Source organism: Streptomyces albidus (ex Kaewkla and Franco 2022) (assembly GCF_013870515.1).
Lineage (GTDB): Bacteria > Actinomycetota > Actinomycetes > Streptomycetales > Streptomycetaceae > Streptomyces > Streptomyces albidus.
The window spans coordinates 1-18,478 of record NZ_JACBXA010000104.1 but is presented as its reverse complement, the minus strand read 5'-3'; the positions used below and the strand labels follow the sequence as shown (position 1 = coordinate 18,478).

Here is an 18,478-nt window from a genome sequence, read left to right as displayed (position 1 = left end):
CTACATCTTCTCCACCCAGGTCCTCCTCGACGCCCTGAGGGAGGACGAACCCGGGGCCGTACGGGGTGATCACCGCCGACGCCACCCGCCCGGCCTGGCAGCCGGGAACCTTCGACCGCGTCCTGGTCGACGTTCCCTGTACGGGCCTCGGCGCGCTGCGTCGGCGTCCCGAGGCCCGGTGGCGGCGCCGCCCCGAGGACGTCGCGGGGTTCGCTCCGCTCCAGCGCGACCTGCTCCGGCAGGCGCTGAACTCCGTACGCGTCGGCGGAGTCGTCGGCTACGCGACCTGCTCTCCGCATCCGGCCGAGACCCGCGCTGTCGTCGACGACCTGATCAAGGAGACGGGCGCCGAACTGATCGACGCCCGCCCGCTGTTGCCGGACATGCCGGAGCTGGGCGACGGGCCGGACGTACAGATGTGGCCGCACCTGCACGGCACCGACGCGATGTACCTCGCGCTGCTGCGCCGTACGTCCGCCTGACCGGCCTGCGCAGCGCCGACCCGTACGTCCGGTTCACGGCGTCGAGCCGCCGGGGAGTTGCCGGCCGACGGCGCATGCCGTCGAGCTGTCGGGCCGGGCCACCAGGAGGAGTGCGGGCGTGCCGGACGGTCGGCCGGCTACGTTCGTGCGACGTAGACGGTGTTGTCCGAAGTGCCGCCGCGCAGTCGATTGTCGAAGGTGACGACGTGCGCGGCGGACTCGGCGAAGACTTCCGCCAGCGCCGAAGTGAAGCTCACCTCCGGCGGGTCGTTCGACCACAGCGCGAACACACCGCCCGGGTGCAGCCGTTCAGCCAGCGCCCCCAGACCCGAGGGCTGGTAGAGGCTCGCGTGGCTCGGGTGCAGCAAGTGCTCGGGTGAGTGATCGATGTCCACCAGGACGGCGTGGAAGCGGCGACCCGGCACGTCCGGATCGAGGCCGCCCGGGCTCTGCGCCATGGAGAAGAAGTCGCCCGCGACCAGTCGGCAGCGGAGATCGGAGGTCAGTCGAGCCCCCAGCGGCACCAGGTGTCGCTCATGCCACTCGATCACCTCTTCGAGGGCGTCGACGACGGTCAGCGACCGTACGCGCGCGTCCTTCAGCACCGCGTCGGCGGTGTACCCGAGGCCGAGTCCGCCCACGACGACGTCGAGTTCGTCCTGCGCCAGCCGGGCCAGCCCGAGCTCGGCGAGGGCGACCTCTCCGGCGGTGAACAGGCTGGACATGAGGAAGTCGTCGCCCAGCTTGACCTCGTGGATGTCCGTTCCCGTGGCGGGATCCCTGCGGCGCCGGAGGCTGATCTCGCCCATGGGCGTCGGGCGCCAGTCGATCTCCTCGAAGCGTGCGCTCATGCAGTCCCCATATTCCTGTCGTGATGCTGCTCGTGCGTTCGGCAAGTATGAAGCCGCCGAGAACTCCGGCGAGCACGATCCGGTGCCGGTGAAGTGACCGACGGCTTCGGCCAGGTCGCCGTGCCCCGTCCGGGACGCTGCGGTGAGGTCGAACTGCCGCCTCCGTCAAGGGAGATGGCGCGACGGTGGCCGGCGTACGGGTGGAGCCGCGCCGCGCGCCGGCCGTTGTCGCAGCTCACGGACCGTCCTTCTGCGATGCCCTGACCGACGAGAGCCGCTCAATTCTCGAACTGCCAACTGTTGACAGTTTGCAGTTTGCGGGGTCAGTGTGTTGCCCCACCGAGGACACCCCGGTGGGGCCCCGAGCACACAGTCCGGATCGCATGAGGAGTGATCATGACCGACACCGTTCACTCCGCGGAGCTCCCGCGGAAGATATCGCCGCGGGTGATCGCAGCCGGGGCCGTCGGTTCCGTCGTCGAGTACTTCGACTTCGCCGTCTACGGGTACGTCGCCACCATCCTGGCGACGCACTTCTTCGTCAGCTCCGACTCCGACGCCGCGCTGCTGGCGACACTGGCGACGTTCGCACTCGCCTTCGTGCTGCGGCCCGTGGGCGGCATCGTCTTCGGCCACTTCGGCGACCGCTACGGCCGGAAGAACGCTCTCGCGGCGACAGTCGTGCTCATGGCCGTGGCCTCGGGCCTGATCGGGGTGCTCCCCACGTATGCGGCGATGGGCGTGGGCGCCACCGCACTGCTGGTGCTGGCCCGATGCGTCCAGGGGATCGCGGCGGGAGGCGAGCTGGGTGGCGCGGCGTCCTTCGTCGCCGAACACTCCCCGAACGCCCGACGAGGCCTGTACTGCTCCACCACGCAGACCGGGGCCCTGGCCGGGGCGCTGCTGGCGGCGCTGGCCGTCTCGCTGCTGAACACCACGCTGGGCGCCTCCGCGATGTCCGACTGGGGCTGGCGGCTGCCCTTCCTCGTCGCCATCCCGCTGGGAGTCGTCGGCCTGTGGATCCGCTCGCGGCTCTCGGACACACCTCACTTCCGCCAGGTCGAGAAGCAGGGCGAGAAGGCCCAGGCCCCGGTCGTGGAGATGTTTCGGGCGCACGCGGGCAACCTCGCCCGCTGCGTGGCCCTGTCCATCCTGCTCTTCTCCGCGTACTACGTCTTCTACGTCTACGTGAGCATCCACCTGCAGAAGGTCACAGGGCTGTCCGCGGGGGTGGCGTTCTGGTCCACGACGGCGACGCTGGCCGTCTCCACGCTGTGCATGCCGGCCTTCGGCGCACTCACCGACCGGGTGGGACGCAAACCGGTGTTCATCGGCGCCTCGATCGCCGGACTGCTGCTGCCCGTTCCGGGATTCATGCTCTTCGACGCGGGCACCGGCTGGGCGGTGCTCTCCCACATCGTGCTCGGGCTGATCGACGCCGCTCTCATGGGCGCGGCCTTCTCCACGTTCGCCGAACTCTTCCCCACCAGGGTCCGCTACACGGGCATCGCGCTGGGCTTCAACATCGGCAGCGCCGTCGCCGGGGGAAGCGCACCGTACATCTGCACCTGGCTCGTCGACGTCACCGGTTCGTCCGTGGCCCCCGCCTGGTTCGTGATGGCAACCGCGCTGATCACGTTGGTGGGCGCCTTCACTCTCCGGGAGACTTCCGGGACCGAACTGCGTGACGTCTGAGGAGAGATGATGTCCGAACCCGTCCGGAGCAGATCACTGCCGAGGAACAACACCTTTTCGCAGGCCACGGAGACCGTCCTGCGCGAGATGGTGCTCGACGGCACGATCGCCCCCGGGGCCAGGCTCAACGAGGTGTCCATCGCGGCGCAGTTGGGCATCAGCCGGGGCCCGTTGCGCGAAGCGATACAGCGCCTCAGCAGCGAAGGGCTTCTGACGGTCATCAGTCACCGGGGCGCCTTCGTGCGCACCTTCTCCCGGCAGGACATCGTCGAACTCTACGAACTGCGCTGCGCATTGGAGCTCCACGCGGTGCGCCTCGCCTGCGAGCGCGCCACCGATGAGGACCTGGACGAGCTGGACGCCATGCTGTCGGACACCGAGAGCCGCATCCGCGAATCGTCCGCGCACGCATACCCGCAGGAACTGGACTTCCATCTGCGCCTGGTGCTGGTGGCCGGCAACCAGGCGCTGATGCGGGCCGCCCAGGACGTGCAGAGGCAGCTCGCACTCGCCAGGTCGATGTCGGCGAAGCGGCCGATGCGCGCCCGGGCGGCCGTCATCGAACACGCCGACCTGGTCGCCGTGTTGCGCAGCCGGGATGTCGAGCAGGCAACGCTGATGATGAGCAGGCACCTCGACCACTCGATGCACAGCGCCCTGTCCGTGCTCGGGCTGCCGCAGGACGGCGCCACCGAGGAATCCGACACCGCACCCGATTCGGAGTGACCACTGCATGAGGACGACGACGAGACTCCGGCAGCTTCTCGACAGCGGGAGCCGGCCGCTGGTGCTGCCGGGGGCGCCCAACGCGCTGACCGCCAGGGTCGTCGAGGAGTCCGGTTTCGAGGCCGTCTACGTCTCGGGGGCCGGGGTGAGCAACACCTATCTCGGGATGCCCGATCTGGGCCTGCTCAGCATGAGCGAACTCGCCGCCCACGTCGCGGCGATGGCCGACGCCGTGTCGCTCCCGCTCGTCGTCGACGCCGACACCGGCTTCGGCAACCCGCTCAACGTGCAGCGCACCGTACGGGCGTTGGAGCGTGCCGGTGCGGCGGCAATCCAGATCGAGGACCAGGTGAGCCCCAAGAAGTGCGGCCACTTCGAGGGCAAGGAGATCGTCAGCACCGAGGAGATGACCGGGAAGATCCGGGCCGCGGTCGACGCCCGTACCGACGACGACCTCGTGGTGATCGCCCGTACGGACGCGCGTGCGGTCGAAGGCATCGAGGCCGCCTGCGAGCGGGCAGCGGCCTTCAGCGAAGCGGGTGCCGACGTGCTCTTCGTCGAGGCGCCGACGAGCGTGGAGGAGATGGCGCACATCACCCGCACCGTGCCCGGCCGGCATGTCGCCAACATGGTCGAGGGCGGTCTGACGCCGCTCCTGCCCAACGCGGAACTCGGCGAGCTGGGCTTCTCCGTGGCGCTCTACGCCAACGCGGCGATGCGGGGAGCGGTGACGGGGATGCGGGCCGTCCTGGACCACCTGGCCAAGCACGGCGACACCCGCAACGCCCAGGATCTGATGATCAGTTGGGCCGAGCGGCAGAACCTGGTGCGCAAGCCGCACTTCGACGAACTCGACAGCCGGTACGCGGCCGGCGACGCCCGCCCGGAGGTGGACGACGAATGAGCGACTACGACCTGCGGCTGCACGGCGGCCGCGTGTTCCTGCCCGACCTCGGTCCGACCCCGGTGGACCTGCTCGTCCGCGACGGCCTCATCGCGGGCATCGTCGGGCCCGAGGCCCCCGCTGCCGCCGCCGAGACGGTGGATCTGCGCGGCCGTACCGTCCTGCCGGGGGCGATCGACCCGCATGTGCACCTCGGCAAGGACATCAGGGTCCCCAAGGACCGCGACGACGCCGAACTGGAGACGGCCTCCGCCGTCGCGGGAGGCGTCACCTCGACGCTCGTCTACCTGATGAGCGCCGACCCGTACGAGAAGGTCCACGAGAGTGCGCGGGCCGTGATGGAGTCCGGCTCGCACACGGACTTCGGGTTCCACTTCGTGCTCGGCACAGAGGAACACGTCGCGTCGGTCCCGGCATACGTCCGCGAACTCGGCGTCTCCAGCTTCAAGTTCTTCATGAACTTCCGCGGCGACGAGGGTGCCTACCTCGGAATGCCCGGCAACGACGACGGCTTCATGTACGACCTCCTCGGTACGACGGCGGACGCCGGGGCGATGGTCAATCCACACCCGGAGAACATCGAGATCGTCCGGCGCCTGCGCCAGGACCCGCCGGACGAGTCCAAGGGCCCGCTGCACGCCTGGCACCTGACACGGCCCCCCGTGGTGGAGGCCGAGGCCGAGCAGCGCGTGGCCTGCCTGGCCGCGGCCACCGGTGCCTCGGCCTACGTCGTGCACAACTCCAGTGCCGCCGGGCTGGAGGCGATGCGCATGCAGCGTGCCGCGTACCCGAACCTGTTCGTGGAGACGTGCACCCACTACCTGACGCTGACGACGTCGGCGCCCTGCGGGATGTACGGCAAGGTGAACCCGCCGCTTCGGCCCGAGTCCGATCTCGAGGTGCTCTGGGAAGGCGTCGCGGACGCCAGCGTCGACACCGTCGGTTCCGATCACAACGCGCGGCACCGGTCGTTCAAGGAGAAGGACATCTGGTCCGCCTCGGCGGGCTTCCCCGGCGTCGGGGTGATGCTGCCGCTGACGCTCGGAGAGGGGCTGCGCCGGGGGCTGCCGCTGGAACGGCTCGTGGACGCGACGAGCACCCGCGCGGCGAAGCTGTTCGGGCTCTACCCCCGCAAGGGCGTCATCCGTGTGGGGTCCGACGCCGACCTGGTCGTGCTCGACCTCGACGGCACCACGGCCATCACCGCCTCCGACCAGCACTCCGGCGCCGGCTACACACCCTGGGAGGGGCGCCGGGCGCCGCTGCGGGTGGTGCACACCCTGGTGCGCGGGCACTTCGCCGTTCGCGACGGACAGGTCTCGGACGCACCCGGCGGAAGATATCTGACACGTCCTCACAGCGGAGCGACGGCTCTGGCCGTCGCGAACAGGGAGAGCGTCTGATGGCACACGAACAGCCCCCGGCCCAGCCCTGGACCGTCGGCGGTGCGGGCGCGATCGACGAGACCACGCGGAACCGCTACGAACTGGCCGGGTTCGGCAACCCCGCGGGCCTCGGAACCCGCCCGGCCCTGCTGATCATCGACGTCCAGTACCGGACGATCGGCACCCGGCCGCTGCCCTTCGAGGAGGCGACCGAGGAGTTCACCACGAGCTGCGGCCAGGTCGGCTGGGACGCCGTGCCCAACATCGCGAGGCTTCTAAAGGAGTTCCGCGCGGCAGGCCGGCCGGTGCTCTACCCGCACGTCGCGCCGAAGAAGAGCTACGACTCCGGCCGGCTGGGCGCGAAGGTGCCCGGAATCATGAACATCCCCGAGCACGGTTACGACTTCGTGGCGGCGGTGGCGCCTGCCGAGGGTGACGTACTGCTGCCCAAGCGCCATCCCAGCGCGTTCTTCGGCACGCCCCTGACGAGCTATCTGGTCGAGGCCGGCGTCGACACTCTTGTGATCACCGGATGCACGACGTCCGGCTGCGTGCGCTCCAGCGTCACCGACGCCTTCTCCCTCAACTTCCGCGTCGCCGTCCCCAGCGACGCGGTCTACGACCGCAGCCCCGTGGTCCACGAGGTGAACCTCTTCGACATGGCTCAGAAGTACGCGGACGTCTCGACGACGGAGGAGCTGCTGCCACGCCTGTGCGCGCTGCGCACCGGTTCAGACGGAGGCGCAGGGGCCGTGGACGGACACGACGGCGAAGGCGCGGCGTGAGCGGGCGAGACGTCGATGTCGTCGTCGTGGGCGCCGGCGGCGGTGGCCTGACCGCGGCGCTGGCCGCGGCCGAACAGGGCGCGAGCGTCGCGTTGTTGGAGAAGCTGGACCGTCCGGGCGGGAACACCTTCGTCAGCACCGGCTCCGTCCCGGCGGCGGGTACGCGCTATCAGCGGGAGGCCGGCATCGAGGACGGCCCCGAGCGGATGGTCGCCGATCTGTCGCGCCAGAGCGGTGCGCACGACGCCGAACACCTTCTCCGGCTGCTGGCGGCGGGGTCGGCACAACTGGTGGAGTGGCTGGTCGAGTCGCACTCCGTCGACCTGCGGCTGATCACCGACTACAAGCACGTCGGGCACAGCGTCCCGCGCCTCCACGCGCCACCGGACCGCCGGGGCCAGTCCCTGACCCGGGACCTCCTCGCCGCCACCCGGCGTCTGGACGTAGAGGTGGTGACCGGCAACCCCGTCGCAGGCCTGCTCTTCGAGGGCGGACGAGCCGCAGGGGTCACCGTCGACGGGCGCCGCTCCGGCACGTACGAACTGCGTGCGCCTGCCGTCGTACTGGCGGCGAACGGATTCGGCAACAACAAGGCGATGCTTGCCCGTTGGATCCCCGGGATCGCCGGCGCCCGCTACTCGGGAGCAGAGGGGTCCACGGGTGAGGCCATCGGCTGGGCCGCGGAACGGGGGGCGAGGCTCCTCAACATGGGCGCCTATCAGGGCTATGCCGCGCTCGCGCATCCGCACGGTTCGCTGGTCAGCTGGACCACGGTGGAGAAGGGCGGTTTCCTGCTCTCGCCGGACGGCGACCGGATGGGCGACGAGAGCGTCGGCTACTCCGGTTTCGCGCCGGTCGTCGCCGAAGCCGCCGGAGAGAGCGTGGTCGTCTTCGACACCCGTATCCGCGACTTCGTGAGCGCACACGAGCCGGAGTTCGCCGAACTCGGAGCGGCCGGCGGTGTCCGCGAGGCGGACGACGCCGAGCAGCTCGCCCGGATCATCGGCTGCGGAGTCCCCGCCGTGGAACGGGCGTTGAGCGACCAGCAGGACGCGGCCTCATCGGGCACCGCCGACTCCACCGGCCGCACGGACTTCCCGATGGGTCCGCTCCGTGCCCCGTACTGCGTCGTCCGCTCCGTCCCCGCGCTCTTCCACACCCAGGGCGGTGTCGACGTGGACGAGCACGCCGAAGTCCGGACGGGGGAGGGCGGGACCGTGCCGGGGCTGTGCGCCGTGGGCGGGGTGGCCTCGGGGATCTCCGGCCGGGACGGGGCGCGTGGCTACTCCTCGGGCAACGGCCTTCTCTGCGCGATCGGTCTCGGTCGCCTCGCGGGCCTCCACGCGGCGGCCACCGCGGCCGCTTGAACGCGTCGCGCGGTCAACTTCCCGTGCCGGGTGAACAGTTCCCCCGGTCCTGCCATCGCCGGGCCCGGCTCCCGGCCCGGAGCCGCAACGGGCAGCCGTACAGGAGCAGTTGGCCGGCGGGCGTCAGCGGCCTTCCCATACAGGTGGGCGCTTGTCCAGGAACGCGGCGACGCCCTCGTGGAAGTCCCGGCTGCCGTAGCACAGTTCGTAGAGGTCCTCGGCCGGTCCGGGTGCCGAAGCGGCGAGCACCCGGCGGTCCGCCTCCTTGAGGGCGGCGAGGGTGAGCGGGGCGCAGCGGGCGATGCGCTCGCAGAGCCGGGCGAGATGCTCGTCGAGGTCGCCGGGCTCGACGATCTCCTGGACGAGGCCCGCGTCGTGGGCTTCCTGGGCGGTGACGAGTTCTGCCGTGAGCAGGGCGCGCAGGGTACGGGCGCGGCCCAGCGAGGCGTAGAGGCGGGCGATGATGCCGGGGGCCAGGCAGTTGCCGAGCGTGCGGGCGATGGGCGCCCCGAAGACGGCGTCCGGGGTGCACAGGACCAGGTCGCAGCAGGCGGTCAGCGCGATGCCGGCGCCGACCGCGGGGCCTTCGACCGCGGCGATCACGGGCATGCGCAGCGCGGCGAGGCCTTCGACCGCGCGGCCCACGCGCTTCTCGTAGGCGACGCCGTCGGCGCCGGTCGTGAAGCTCCTGAACTCGCGGATGTCGGTGCCCGCCGCGAACGCGCGTCCGCCCGCGCCGCGCAGCACCGTCAGACGGATCTCCTCGTCGGCGTTGATCTCCTCGCAGGACTGCTCGAGCTGGTCGTACATGCCCAGGGTCAGCGCGTTGCGCTGGCGCGGGTTGGAGAGGGTCAGCCGCGCCGCGTACGAACTCGTGCCGGGCACGGCCGACTTGGTCCAGCCGACGGAGGGGGTCTCGTCTTCGGCGCTCATGCGTCTCCCAGGAGTTCTTCGTTGTGCTCGCCCAGCATGGGTGGATGCCGGCGCATGCGGGCCGGGGTGCGGCCGAACTTCACCGGGAAGCCGACGACCCGTGACCTGCCTTCGACGGGATGGTCGTAGTACTCGACCATGCCCCGTGCCGCGGCGTGCGGATCGCTTCCGAGGATCTGCTCGTAGTCGAGGATGGGTCCGGCGGGCACGCCGGCGTCCAGCAGCCGCGTCACACATTCCTCGGTGTTCTCCGTCGCCAGCCGCCCCTCGAGCAGGGCGATCAGCTCCGCCCGGTGCTCCATGCGGGCCGGGTTGGTGGCGAAGCGCTCGTCGTCGGCGAGGTGTTCCATCGAGAGCGCCTTGCACAGCCGCTGCCAGAGGCGCTCGTTGTTGGCGGCGACGGTCATGTAGCCGTCAGCGGTTCGGATGACCTGGTACGGGGCGGACATCCGGTGCGCCGAGCCGAGACGCTGCGGGGCACGCCCGGTGGAGAAGAGTTCGGTCGACTCCCACACCGACATCGCCAGCACGGCCTCGTACAGGGACGTCTCCAGATACTGGCCCTCGCCGGTGCGCAGCCGGTGCGTGTGCGCGCCGAGGATGCCGACGGCACACAGCATGCCTGCCCCCAGATCACCCACGGGCAGCCCGCACTTGACCGGTGTGCTCCCCGGATCGCCGGTGACGCTGACGGCGCCGGCCATGCCCTGGGCGATCAGGTCGTAGCCGGGGCGGTCGGCGTACGGACCGTACTGGCCGAAGCCCGAGATGGACGCGTAGACGATGTCCGGCCTGATCTCGCGCACGGCCTCATAGCCGATGCCGAGGCGTTCGGCGACGCCGGGCCGGAAGTTCTCCACGAGGACGTCGGCGTCGGCGAGCAGCTTGCGGAAGTGGGCCTTCCCCGCGTCCGAGCGCAGATCGAGCGTGACGCTGCGCTTGTTGCGGTTCAGCGAGTGGAAGGCGGCGGAGTCGCTGCCGGGGCGTGGATCGTCCCAGGACCGGCGCACCTGGTCGCCGGTGCCGGGCGGCTCGACCTTGATCACGTCTGCGCCGAGGTCTGCGAGGAGCATCGTGCAGTACGGCCCCGCCATCACCTGGGTGAGGTCGATGACGCGTACTCCGTCGAGGGCGCCGGTGGTCTGGCCGTCGGTCACTTGTCGGTCTCCCCTTCCGTCCCGTCGTGCGGGGACGCGGGCTGGAGCGCCCGGCGTATCAGCTCGACCGGATGCCAGGCGTTGCGTTCGGTTCCGTGGAAGATCTGCTGACGGCACGAGACGCCGGTCGCGGCGACGACCGTCTCGCCGGGTTCGGCGGTGATGGCGGGGAAGAGCCGGTCGTTGCCGACCGTCATGGAGACGTCGTAGTGCTCGGACTCGAATCCGAACGAGCCGGCCATGCCGCAGCATCCGGCGTCCAGTTCGACGACCTCGGCGCCGGGAATCCGCTTGAGGAGGGCGACGGTCGCGGCGGTGCCGACCTCGGCCTTCTGGTGGCAGTGGCCATGGTAGAGGATTCTGCGTCCGGCGGGCCAGGCGTCCTCGCTCAGCCGCAGACGGCCCTCGTCGATCGCCTCGGCGAGCAGCTCCTCGACCTGGCGTACGCGTCCGGCGACGTCCTGCACCGCCGGCTCGTCCGGGAGCATCGCACGGTGCTCGTCCCGCAGCGTCATCAGGCACGAGGGCTCGCACCCGACGACCGGCGAGCCCGGCGGAGTCGACTCCTTCAGCAGCCGCGCGAGATTGCGGGCCTGGTCCTTGGCCTCGTCGACGAGGCCCTTGGAGAAGCTGGCCCGGCCGCAGCAGCCCCGTGTCTCCAACGAGACGTTCCAGCCGGAGAGTTCGAGCAGCTCGATGGCGGCGCGGCCGATGCCGGGCTCGGTGTAGGTGGTGAAGGAGTCGGCGAGATAGGTGAGCGTGCCCTGCGTCCGCGCGGCCGCCTCGGGCCTGCGCCGTCGGAACCAGCGCACGAGGTTGCGGCGTACGAAGACCGGCAGCGGACGGGCCGGGGTGATGCCCAGGACGCGGTCCATCAGCAGCCGAATCGGCCGGAGGCGTCCGGGGAGGTTGGAGAGGGGGGCGGTGGCCGAACCGATCCTGTTGAGGAGGCGGATGGACCCGAACACCCGTGACCGGCGCGGGACTCCGTGCTCGTCGTGGTGGTGGGAGAGGGTCTCCGCCTTGAGTGTGGCCATGTCGACGCCGAGAGGGCATTCGCTCTTGCACGCCTTGCACATCAGGCACAGGTCGAGGATCTCGTGCAGGCGCTCGTCACCGAGAGCCTTGTGCGGCTCGGGGTCGGAGAGCGCCTTGACCAGGGCGTTGGCGCGGCCTCGCGTCGAGTCCTCCTCGTTGAGGGTCGCCATGTACGAGGGGCACATGGTGCCGCTGTCGCTCTTGCGGCACAGCCCGATGTTCATGCAGCGGTCGGCGGCGCCGCGCATGCCCCCGACGACCTCGAACTCCAGCCGGGTGCGCAGCGGTCCGGCCGGTGGGAGCGCCGGGTCGCGGAGGTTGTCCGTCATGGACGGCGCGTCGACGATCTTGCCCGGGTTGAGCAGGTCCGCCGGGTCGAAGAGGCCCTTGACGCGGCGCATCGCCTCGTAGAGGTCCTCGCCGAAGATCTCGCGGTTGAACTCGCTGCGGGCCAGACCGTCGCCGTGCTCGCTGGAGTTGACGCCGCCGTACTCCCTGACGAGGTCCTTGATCTCCTCGGCGACGGCACGCATCGTCGCGACCTGACCAGGGTCGGAGGCGTCGACGAAGGGCCGGATGTGGAGGCAGCCCACGGAGCAGTGGCCGTAGAAGCCCGCCGTCAGCTCGTGGCGGTCCAGGATCTGCTTGAACCGGCCGGTGTACTCGGCGAGATGGACCGGGTCGACGGCCGTGTCCTCCACGAAGGCCAGCGGACGCCGGGTGCCTTCACCGGCCGCCATGAGCAGGCCGAGGCTGGACTTGCGGACCTTCAGCAGGGCGCCCTGCTGGGCGGGGGTGACGGCCTCCAGGGTGTGGTAGCCGTGCCCGTGACGCTTCCAGAGGGAGGTGAGGCGCTGCAGCGAGGCGACGAGTTCAGGCTCGTCGTCGCCGGTGAACGTGACGAAGAGCAGTGCCTCGGGGTCGCCCTCCAGGATGCTGCTCAGCGACGCGTATTCGATCTTCTGCCGGGCCAGGTCGAGGATCTGGCGGTCCATGAGTTCGACGGCGGCGGGATCGCAGGCCAGGGCGTCCTCCGTCGCACCGATCGCGGCCGCCACCGACGTGAAGTGCCCGACGGCGATCACCGTACGGGTCGGCTTGGGCACCAGGTCCACCAGCGCCCGCGTCGCCAGCGCGAGGGTCCCCTCCGAACCGACGACGAACTTCGCCAGGTCGAAAGGAGCCTCGCCGGCGCCGTGCTTCGCCATCCGGTCCAGCCGGTAGCCGCATGCGCGGCGCCAGAACTGCGGGAAGCCTTCGGCGATCGCTTCGGCGTTCTCGCTCACGATCTCGGGGAGCCGGCGGTGGATGCGCCCTTCCAGCGTCGCCAGGCCCGCGCGCTGCCGGCGCAACTCCTCGTCGACGGGGGCCAGATGGGCCTGGGAGGCGTCCGAGAGCACGACGTCGAGTTCGCGTACGTGGTCGATGGTCATGCCGTAGCGGATCGAGCCGCTGCCCGCCGAGTTGTTGCCGATCATCCCGCCGACGGTGGCGCGGTTGCTGGTGGAGGTGTCGGGGCCGAACATCAGACCCAGCGGTGCAGCCGCCCTGTTGAGCTGGTCCTGCACCACGCCGGTCTCGACGAGCGCGGTCCCGCTCTCCTTGTCGATCTCCACGATCCGGTTCATGTGGCGCGAGAGGTCCAGTACGAGCCCGGGGCCGACGGTCTGGCCCGCCAGGCTCGTCCCCGCACCACGCGGCACGACGGGGATGCCGTACTCGCCGGCCGCCCTCACCACCGCCTGCACGTCGTCCGCGTTCCGTGGGAAGACCACGCCGAGCGGCTTGATGGCGTACATGCTGGCGTCGCGGGAGAACAGGTGCCGGGTGTAGTCGTCGAAGTGGACTTCGCCGCCTACGTCCCGCCGGAGCCGGTCCTGCACGTCACGGGCCGTCCCGTTCGCGACTGTCGGGGCGTCACCGCTGATCGCTGTCATGTGCTGCGAACTCCAAGGCTCGTGGATGCGGGTCGTACGGAGGGCGGGGCGGCGGACGGACGGCCCGTCCGGCGCTCAGCCGTGGGGCCTGCCGGCCGGGGGAGCCGGAGACTCCCGCCGAGCCGCGTCACTCGGTGCGCAGCAGGTCCAGCGCGTCACCGAGACCGTCCTTCTTGATGGGCACACCGGCCAGTTCGAGTCCCATCTGGACTCCGGCGAGGGTGCCCGCGAGCGTCAGGTCGTTGAAGCTGCCCAGGTGCCCGATGCGGAAGACGCGGCCAGCCAGCTTGCCCAGGCCCGCGCCGAGGGACATGTCGAAGCGCTCGAGAATGATCTTGCGCACCTCGTCGGCGTCGTGGCCCTCGGGCATCAGGACGGCAGTGAGCGATCCGGAGTGCTCCCGCTCGTCGAGGCAGAGCACTTCGAGGCCCCAGCCGCGGACTGCCGCACGGGTGGCAGCGGCGTGCCGGGCGTGCCGGGCGTAGACCTCCGGGAGGCCCTCCGCGTCCAGCAGGCGCAGGGCCTCCTCCAGCCCGTAGAGCAGATTCGTGGCCGGCGTGTAGGAGAAGGAGCCCTTCTTGTTCGCCTCGATGATCGGCTGCCAGTCCCAGAAGGACCTCGGCAGCCGGGCGGTCCGCGAGGCCTCGAGCGCCTTGCTGCTGACGGCGTTGAAGCTCAGGCCGGGCGGCAGCATGAGCCCCTTCTGCGAGCCGGCCACGGTGACGTCGACGCCCCACTCGTCGTGCCGGTAGTCGATGGAGCCGAGCGAGGAGATGGTGTCGACGAGCAGCAGAGCCGGATGCCCGGCCTCGTCCATGGCGCGCCGGATGTCGGCGATGCGGCTGGTGACGGCGGTCGAGGTCTCGTTGTGCACGACGCACACGGCTTTGATCTCCCGTGCGGTGTCCGCTGCGAGCCGTTCCGCGAGCACGTCCGGGTCGGCGCCGTGCCGCCAGTCGCCCGGCACGAAGTCGCGGTCGACCTCCAGGCCGAGGGAGCCGGCCATCTCCCGCCACAGCGTGGCGAAGTGGCCGGTCTCGAAGGCGAGTACGCGGTCACCGGGGCTCAGCGTGTTGACCAGGGCGGCCTCCCACGCTCCGGTCCCGGAGGCGGGATAGATCACGACCGGTCCGGACGTGCCGAACACCGGCTTGATCGCTTCGAGGAGACGGAGTGTCAAGGCGGCGAACTCGGGGCCGCGGTGGTCGATGGTGGGCGCCGACATGGCGCGAAGTACCTGGTCGGGAACGTTGGTCGGGCCGGGGATCTGCAAGAAGTGGCGACCGGTTCGGGCTGTCATGGGTCGACTCCTCGAAAGACTTGTGCCGTTACATGGCACGCTGTATCGTCTGGCGGCACAGCGGAGCATAGGCTTCCCCGTCGGAACGAGTCAATGGATGCAGAACGTCGTCAACGCCCTGTGGACCCTCGAAGAGGTGGCCGAGCGGCAGCCGATCGGTGTCGCCGAACTTGCCCGTGCCATGGAGCTGCCCAAGAGCTCCGTGCAGCGCACGCTCGTCACGCTGCACGGAGCGGGATGGATCCGCCCGACCGGCGCCACCCCCACGCGATGGGTCGTCACCACCAAGGCACTGCACGTCGGACGGCACGCCACCGGCGAACTGGGCCTGCGCGACGTCGCCTTGCCGGTGATGGAGGATCTGCGCCGCCGGACCGACGAGACGATCCACCTGGCCGTACGTGAGGGCAGCAAGGTCGTCCTGGTCGAACGCCTGGAGACGACCCAACCGGTGCGGATCATCCTGCCGTTGGGGCAGAACTTGTCGATGCACGCCTCCGCCAACGGGAAGGCCGTGCTCGCCGCCGACCCGCCCGAGGCGGCCGAGCGCTACATCGAAGACGGGCTGCGCGGCTTCACCGGCACCACGATCACCGACCCTGGCCGGCTGCGCGGCGAACTGGCGGACACCCGGGAGCGCGGCTACGCGACCAACAGCGGCGAGTGGCGCTCGGACGTCTCGGCCGTCGCGTCTGCCGTCATCGGGGAGGCCGGTCTGCCGGTCGCGAGCATCAGCGTCAACGTGCCGACGAGCCGCATGACCGAGGACGCGCGGCCGGCGTACGGGGCTCTGGTGCGGAACGCGGCGAAGCAGATCAGTGCAGCTCTGGGACGCGCGCACGAGGGGGGCGGTGGTCGGTGAGAGATCCCGTCGCAAACCCTTGACGCGCCCGGACCCCCCTCCCATACTCACCCAAGGCGAAAACCGGATTCCGAATTACGGAATTGCCTTGCCGTTCGCGGGAATGCCCAACTGGGCGCGAAGCGAGCGGAGTCGAGGGGCCGGCAGATGTTTGCGAGGGCTTCTGATTTCCGTTCAGAAAGGTGCCGGCACGCCTGTGCAGTGACCGTTCGACCGAAGGCGAGGAAGCCTCGTGTCAGATCAAGTCATATCCATCATCGGATTGGTGCTGGTATTCGCCGTCGCCACAGTCTCATCTGTCCATATGGGCGCGCTCGCCATTGTCGCCGCATTCGTCATCGGAACCGCGGTGGTGGGTGAATCCGCGGACGACATATTCGGCGGTTTCCCGGGTGACCTGTTCGTCGTGCTCGTCGGTGTCACATTCCTCTTCGCCATCGCGAAGAACAACGGGACGGTCGACTGGCTCGTGCACCGGGCGACCGAGGCGGTGGGTGGCAGGATCGCACTCATTCCCTGGGTGATGTTCCTGGTCACAGCCGTGCTGACCGCTTCGGGCGCGGTCGTTCCCGCAGCCGTGGGAATCATCGCCCCGATAGGCATGGGATTCTGCGTGCGCTACCGCATCAATCCGGTGCTGATGGGCCTGCTCATCATCAACGGAGCGAGCGCCGGCGGATTCTCCCCGATCAGCATCTTCGGCAGCATCACGAACGGCGTCGTGGAGCGGAACGACCTCGCCGGGAACCCGACGCTGCTCTTCGTCAGCTCCTTTCTCTTCAACGTCGTGCTCAGCCTCGTCGTCTTCTTCCTCTTCGGCGGCCGGAGCCTGATCGGCCGGCGCGCGGAGGACGAAGTCCCGGAGGAGAGCGGTGAATCCGACGGCGGCGCCCTCGTCGCGGCCGGCGCACCCGCGGGAACCGGTTCCGACAAGCCGGAGCCGGGCGGCAACGGTACCTCCGGGGGCACCGCCCCCAAGAGCGGCGGTCCGGTACTGGCACCCGTCGGGCTCTCGGACGGTGAAGCCGTTGTTCCCGAAGAGCCGATGCGCCTCAACGCCGTCCGGGTGCTCACCCTCGTCGGTCTGCTCAGCCTGGTCGTCGGCTCCCTCTTCTTCGACCTCGACGTCGGACTGATGGCCCTCACTGTGACGGTGGTGCTCACCCTCGTCTCCCCGGAGTCGGCCAAGGGAGCGGTGGACCGCTGCGCGTGGTCCACGGTCCTGCTCGTCTGCGGCATCGTGACCTTCGTCAGCATGATGGAGCGCATCGGGACCATCGACTATCTCGGCGACAGCGTCGCCTCGATCGACGCCCCGCTGCTCGGCGCACTTCTGATCTGCATCATCGGCGCCGTGGTCTCCGCCTTCGCCTCGACGACGGGGATCCTGGGCGCGCTCATCCCGCTGGCCGTGCCCTTCCTGCAGGGCGGTCACGTCGGAGCGGTGGGCATGATCATCGCGCTGGCGATCTCCTCGTCCGTCGTGGACTCCTCGCCCTTCTCCACCAGTGGCGCGCTGGTCACCGCCAACGCTCCGGAGGAACAGCGGGACACCGTCTTCCGTCGCCTGATGGTCTGGGGCCTGAGCATGGCCGCGATCGCCCCGGCCGTGACGTGGGTGCTCTTCGTGGTGCCCGGCTGGCTGTGACGGTTCGGTTCACAGGGCTGCCGCCGGTCGTCACCGGCGGCAGCCCGGGACCGCCCGTGATCCCCGCCCGGACGACCGGGATACTGGTGCCATGGCTCAGATCAACCCCAGCATTCTCTCGGCCGACTTCGCCCACCTCGCCGACGAGGCGGAGGCGGTGCGTGGTGCCGACTGGCTCCATGTCGACGTCATGGACGCCCACTTCGTCCCCAACCTCACGCTCGGAGCTCCCGTCGTCGAGGCGTTGAGCAAGGCGACCGACATCCCGCTCGACTGCCACCTGATGATCGAGGACCCGGACCGCTGGGCGCCCCTGTACGTGGAGGCCGGGGCCGGATCCGTCACCTTCCACGCCGAGGCCGCGGCCGCCCCCGTGAGGCTGGCGCGGGAGATCAAGGCGGCCGGCGCCCGTGCGTCGATGGCCCTGAAGCCCGCCACCCCCGTCGAGCTGTACGAGGACCTGCTGCCCGAGCTGGACATGCTGCTGGTGATGACCGTCGAGCCCGGCTTCGGAGGGCAGGCGTTCCTCGACATCATGCTGCCCAAGATCCGCCGGGCCAGGAAGCTCATGGACAAGCACGGCCTTCAGATGTGGCTCCAGGTCGACGGCGGCGTCTCCGCGTCGACCATCGAGCAGTGCGCCGAGGCCGGCGCGGACGTCTTCGTCGCGGGCTCGTCCGTCTACGGCACCGACGACCCCGCCGCGGCCGTACGGGGCCTGCGGGAGCAGGCCGAGGAGGCCGCGCGCCGCGCCGGGACCACCGCGCAGGAGCGGGCGTGAGGCGGGTAAGGGGGATTCAGGTGCGTACGCGGCATGCGAGCACACTGGAGGCGGGCGCTCCGCGCGGCCGGAACGCATGGACCGTGCATGAGTGGGATCAAGGTCACCCGGGATCTGCAAGGATGAACGCCCAGCGCTGATGCGCACGTGAGGCAGAACAGTGAGGTGAGTGCGGTGTCGTCGGGTCGGACCACGCGAATGGGACCCGCCGAGCTCATGCAGGCGGCAGCTATGGCACGCCGCTTCTACCTCGAGGGCAAGTCCAAGATCCAGATCGCGGACGAGTTCGGGGTGAGCCGTTTCAAGGTGGCGAGGGTGCTGGAGACGGCTCTGGAGAGGGACCTGATCCGGATCGAGATCAGAGTGCCCGCAGAGCTGGACGCCGACCGCTCCGACGCGCTGCGGGCACGGTTCGGGCTGCGGCACGCGGTCGTCGTCGAGTCGCCCTCGGAGGCGGCGGACGACGGAGCCGATCCGGAGAACCTCGGTGAGGTCGCGGCCGACCTCCTCGGAGAGCTCGTCACCGACGGCGATGTGCTCGGCCTCGCCTGGGGGCGCTCCACCATCCACACGGCAGCCGCCCTGCGTCAGCTCCCGCCCTGCACCGTCGTGCAGCTCACCGGCGTC

General features: G+C 70.2%; 15 protein-coding genes and 1 pseudogene. 11 read left to right on the top strand and 5 right to left on the bottom strand.

What is annotated here, in order from left to right; genetic code table 11:
- Nucleotides 1-47: 47 nt before the first annotated feature.
- A pseudogene (locus tag H5J26_RS16830) lies at nt 48-482 on the top strand (rRNA cytosine-C5-methyltransferase); the annotation flags it as partial.
- Nucleotides 483-619: 137 nt separating this feature from the next.
- Here the strand turns inward: H5J26_RS16830 and H5J26_RS16825 are convergent.
- Nucleotides 620-1,333, bottom strand: a complete 714-nt coding sequence (locus tag H5J26_RS16825) for a spermidine synthase (protein ID WP_181766682.1) — start codon at nt 1,331-1,333, stop codon at nt 620-622.
- A 396-nt stretch (nt 1,334-1,729) separates the two neighbouring features.
- On the opposite strand from H5J26_RS16825, the gene H5J26_RS16820 reads away from it, so the two are divergent.
- The 6 genes from H5J26_RS16820 to H5J26_RS16795 are packed head-to-tail and all read left to right on the top strand — an operon-like array spanning nt 1,730 to nt 8,195.
- Nucleotides 1,730-3,028, top strand: a complete 1,299-nt coding sequence (locus H5J26_RS16820; protein WP_210771426.1) for an MFS transporter — start codon at nt 1,730-1,732, stop codon at nt 3,026-3,028.
- A 9-nt stretch (nt 3,029-3,037) separates the two neighbouring features.
- Nucleotides 3,038-3,754, top strand: coding sequence for a GntR family transcriptional regulator (locus H5J26_RS16815; RefSeq protein ID WP_181766681.1), 717 nt, complete (start codon nt 3,038-3,040; stop codon nt 3,752-3,754).
- Between the two features lie 7 nt (nt 3,755-3,761).
- Nucleotides 3,762-4,658 carry an isocitrate lyase/PEP mutase family protein gene (locus H5J26_RS16810; protein ID WP_181766680.1) on the top strand — a complete coding sequence of 299 codons (897 nt, stop codon included), beginning with the start codon at nt 3,762-3,764 and terminating at the stop codon, nt 4,656-4,658.
- Nucleotides 4,655-6,061 carry a dihydroorotase gene (locus H5J26_RS16805; protein WP_181766679.1) on the top strand — a complete coding sequence of 469 codons (1,407 nt, stop codon included), beginning with the start codon at nt 4,655-4,657 and terminating at the stop codon, nt 6,059-6,061. The genes H5J26_RS16810 and H5J26_RS16805 overlap by 4 nt, the downstream gene beginning before the upstream one ends.
- On the top strand, nt 6,061-6,828 hold the full coding sequence (locus H5J26_RS16800) for an isochorismatase family protein (RefSeq protein ID WP_181766678.1): 768 nt from the start codon (nt 6,061-6,063) through the stop codon (nt 6,826-6,828). The genes H5J26_RS16805 and H5J26_RS16800 overlap by 1 nt, the downstream gene beginning before the upstream one ends.
- The gene (locus tag H5J26_RS16795; RefSeq protein WP_181766677.1) at nt 6,825-8,195 is read left to right on the top strand and encodes an FAD-dependent oxidoreductase; all 1,371 of its coding nucleotides are present in this window, start codon (nt 6,825-6,827) and stop codon (nt 8,193-8,195) included. Before H5J26_RS16800 ends, H5J26_RS16795 begins: the two co-directional genes overlap by 4 nt.
- A 123-nt stretch (nt 8,196-8,318) precedes the next feature.
- On the opposite strand, the gene H5J26_RS16790 is transcribed toward H5J26_RS16795, so the two are convergent.
- The 4 genes from H5J26_RS16790 to H5J26_RS16775 form a co-directional block, all read right to left on the bottom strand.
- Nucleotides 8,319-9,128 (bottom strand): enoyl-CoA hydratase, encoded by an 810-nt coding sequence (locus H5J26_RS16790; RefSeq protein ID WP_181766676.1) that lies wholly within the window; start codon nt 9,126-9,128, stop codon nt 8,319-8,321.
- Entirely contained in the window at nt 9,125-10,285 is a 1,161-nt protein-coding gene (locus H5J26_RS16785; RefSeq protein ID WP_210771425.1) for a CaiB/BaiF CoA transferase family protein, read from the bottom strand. Before H5J26_RS16785 ends, H5J26_RS16790 begins: the two co-directional genes overlap by 4 nt.
- Nucleotides 10,282-13,260, bottom strand: a complete 2,979-nt coding sequence (locus H5J26_RS16780; RefSeq protein ID WP_181766675.1) for an FAD-binding and (Fe-S)-binding domain-containing protein — start codon at nt 13,258-13,260, stop codon at nt 10,282-10,284. The genes H5J26_RS16785 and H5J26_RS16780 overlap by 4 nt, the downstream gene beginning before the upstream one ends.
- A gap of 127 nt (nt 13,261-13,387) precedes the next feature.
- Nucleotides 13,388-14,560: a pyridoxal-phosphate-dependent aminotransferase family protein gene (locus tag H5J26_RS16775; protein WP_181766674.1), complete on the bottom strand. Its 1,173-nt coding sequence runs from the start codon at nt 14,558-14,560 to the stop codon at nt 13,388-13,390.
- A 97-nt stretch (nt 14,561-14,657) separates the two neighbouring features.
- On the opposite strand from H5J26_RS16775, the gene H5J26_RS16770 reads away from it, so the two are divergent.
- The 4 genes from H5J26_RS16770 to H5J26_RS16755 all read left to right on the top strand — a co-directional run.
- Entirely contained in the window at nt 14,658-15,422 is a 765-nt protein-coding gene (locus H5J26_RS16770; RefSeq protein WP_181766673.1) for an IclR family transcriptional regulator, read from the top strand.
- Nucleotides 15,423-15,654: 232 nt separating this feature from the next.
- On the top strand, nt 15,655-17,070 hold the full coding sequence (locus H5J26_RS16765) for an SLC13 family permease (protein ID WP_181766672.1): 1,416 nt from the start codon (nt 15,655-15,657) through the stop codon (nt 17,068-17,070).
- A 91-nt stretch (nt 17,071-17,161) separates the two neighbouring features.
- Complete coding sequence (rpe, locus tag H5J26_RS16760) at nt 17,162-17,851, top strand: ribulose-phosphate 3-epimerase (protein WP_181766671.1); 690 nt, start codon at nt 17,162-17,164, stop codon at nt 17,849-17,851.
- Nucleotides 17,852-18,049: 198 nt separating this feature from the next.
- Nucleotides 18,050-18,478: sugar-binding domain-containing protein (locus tag H5J26_RS16755; RefSeq protein ID WP_303647151.1), on the top strand; the 429-nt coding region annotated here is incomplete at its 3' end.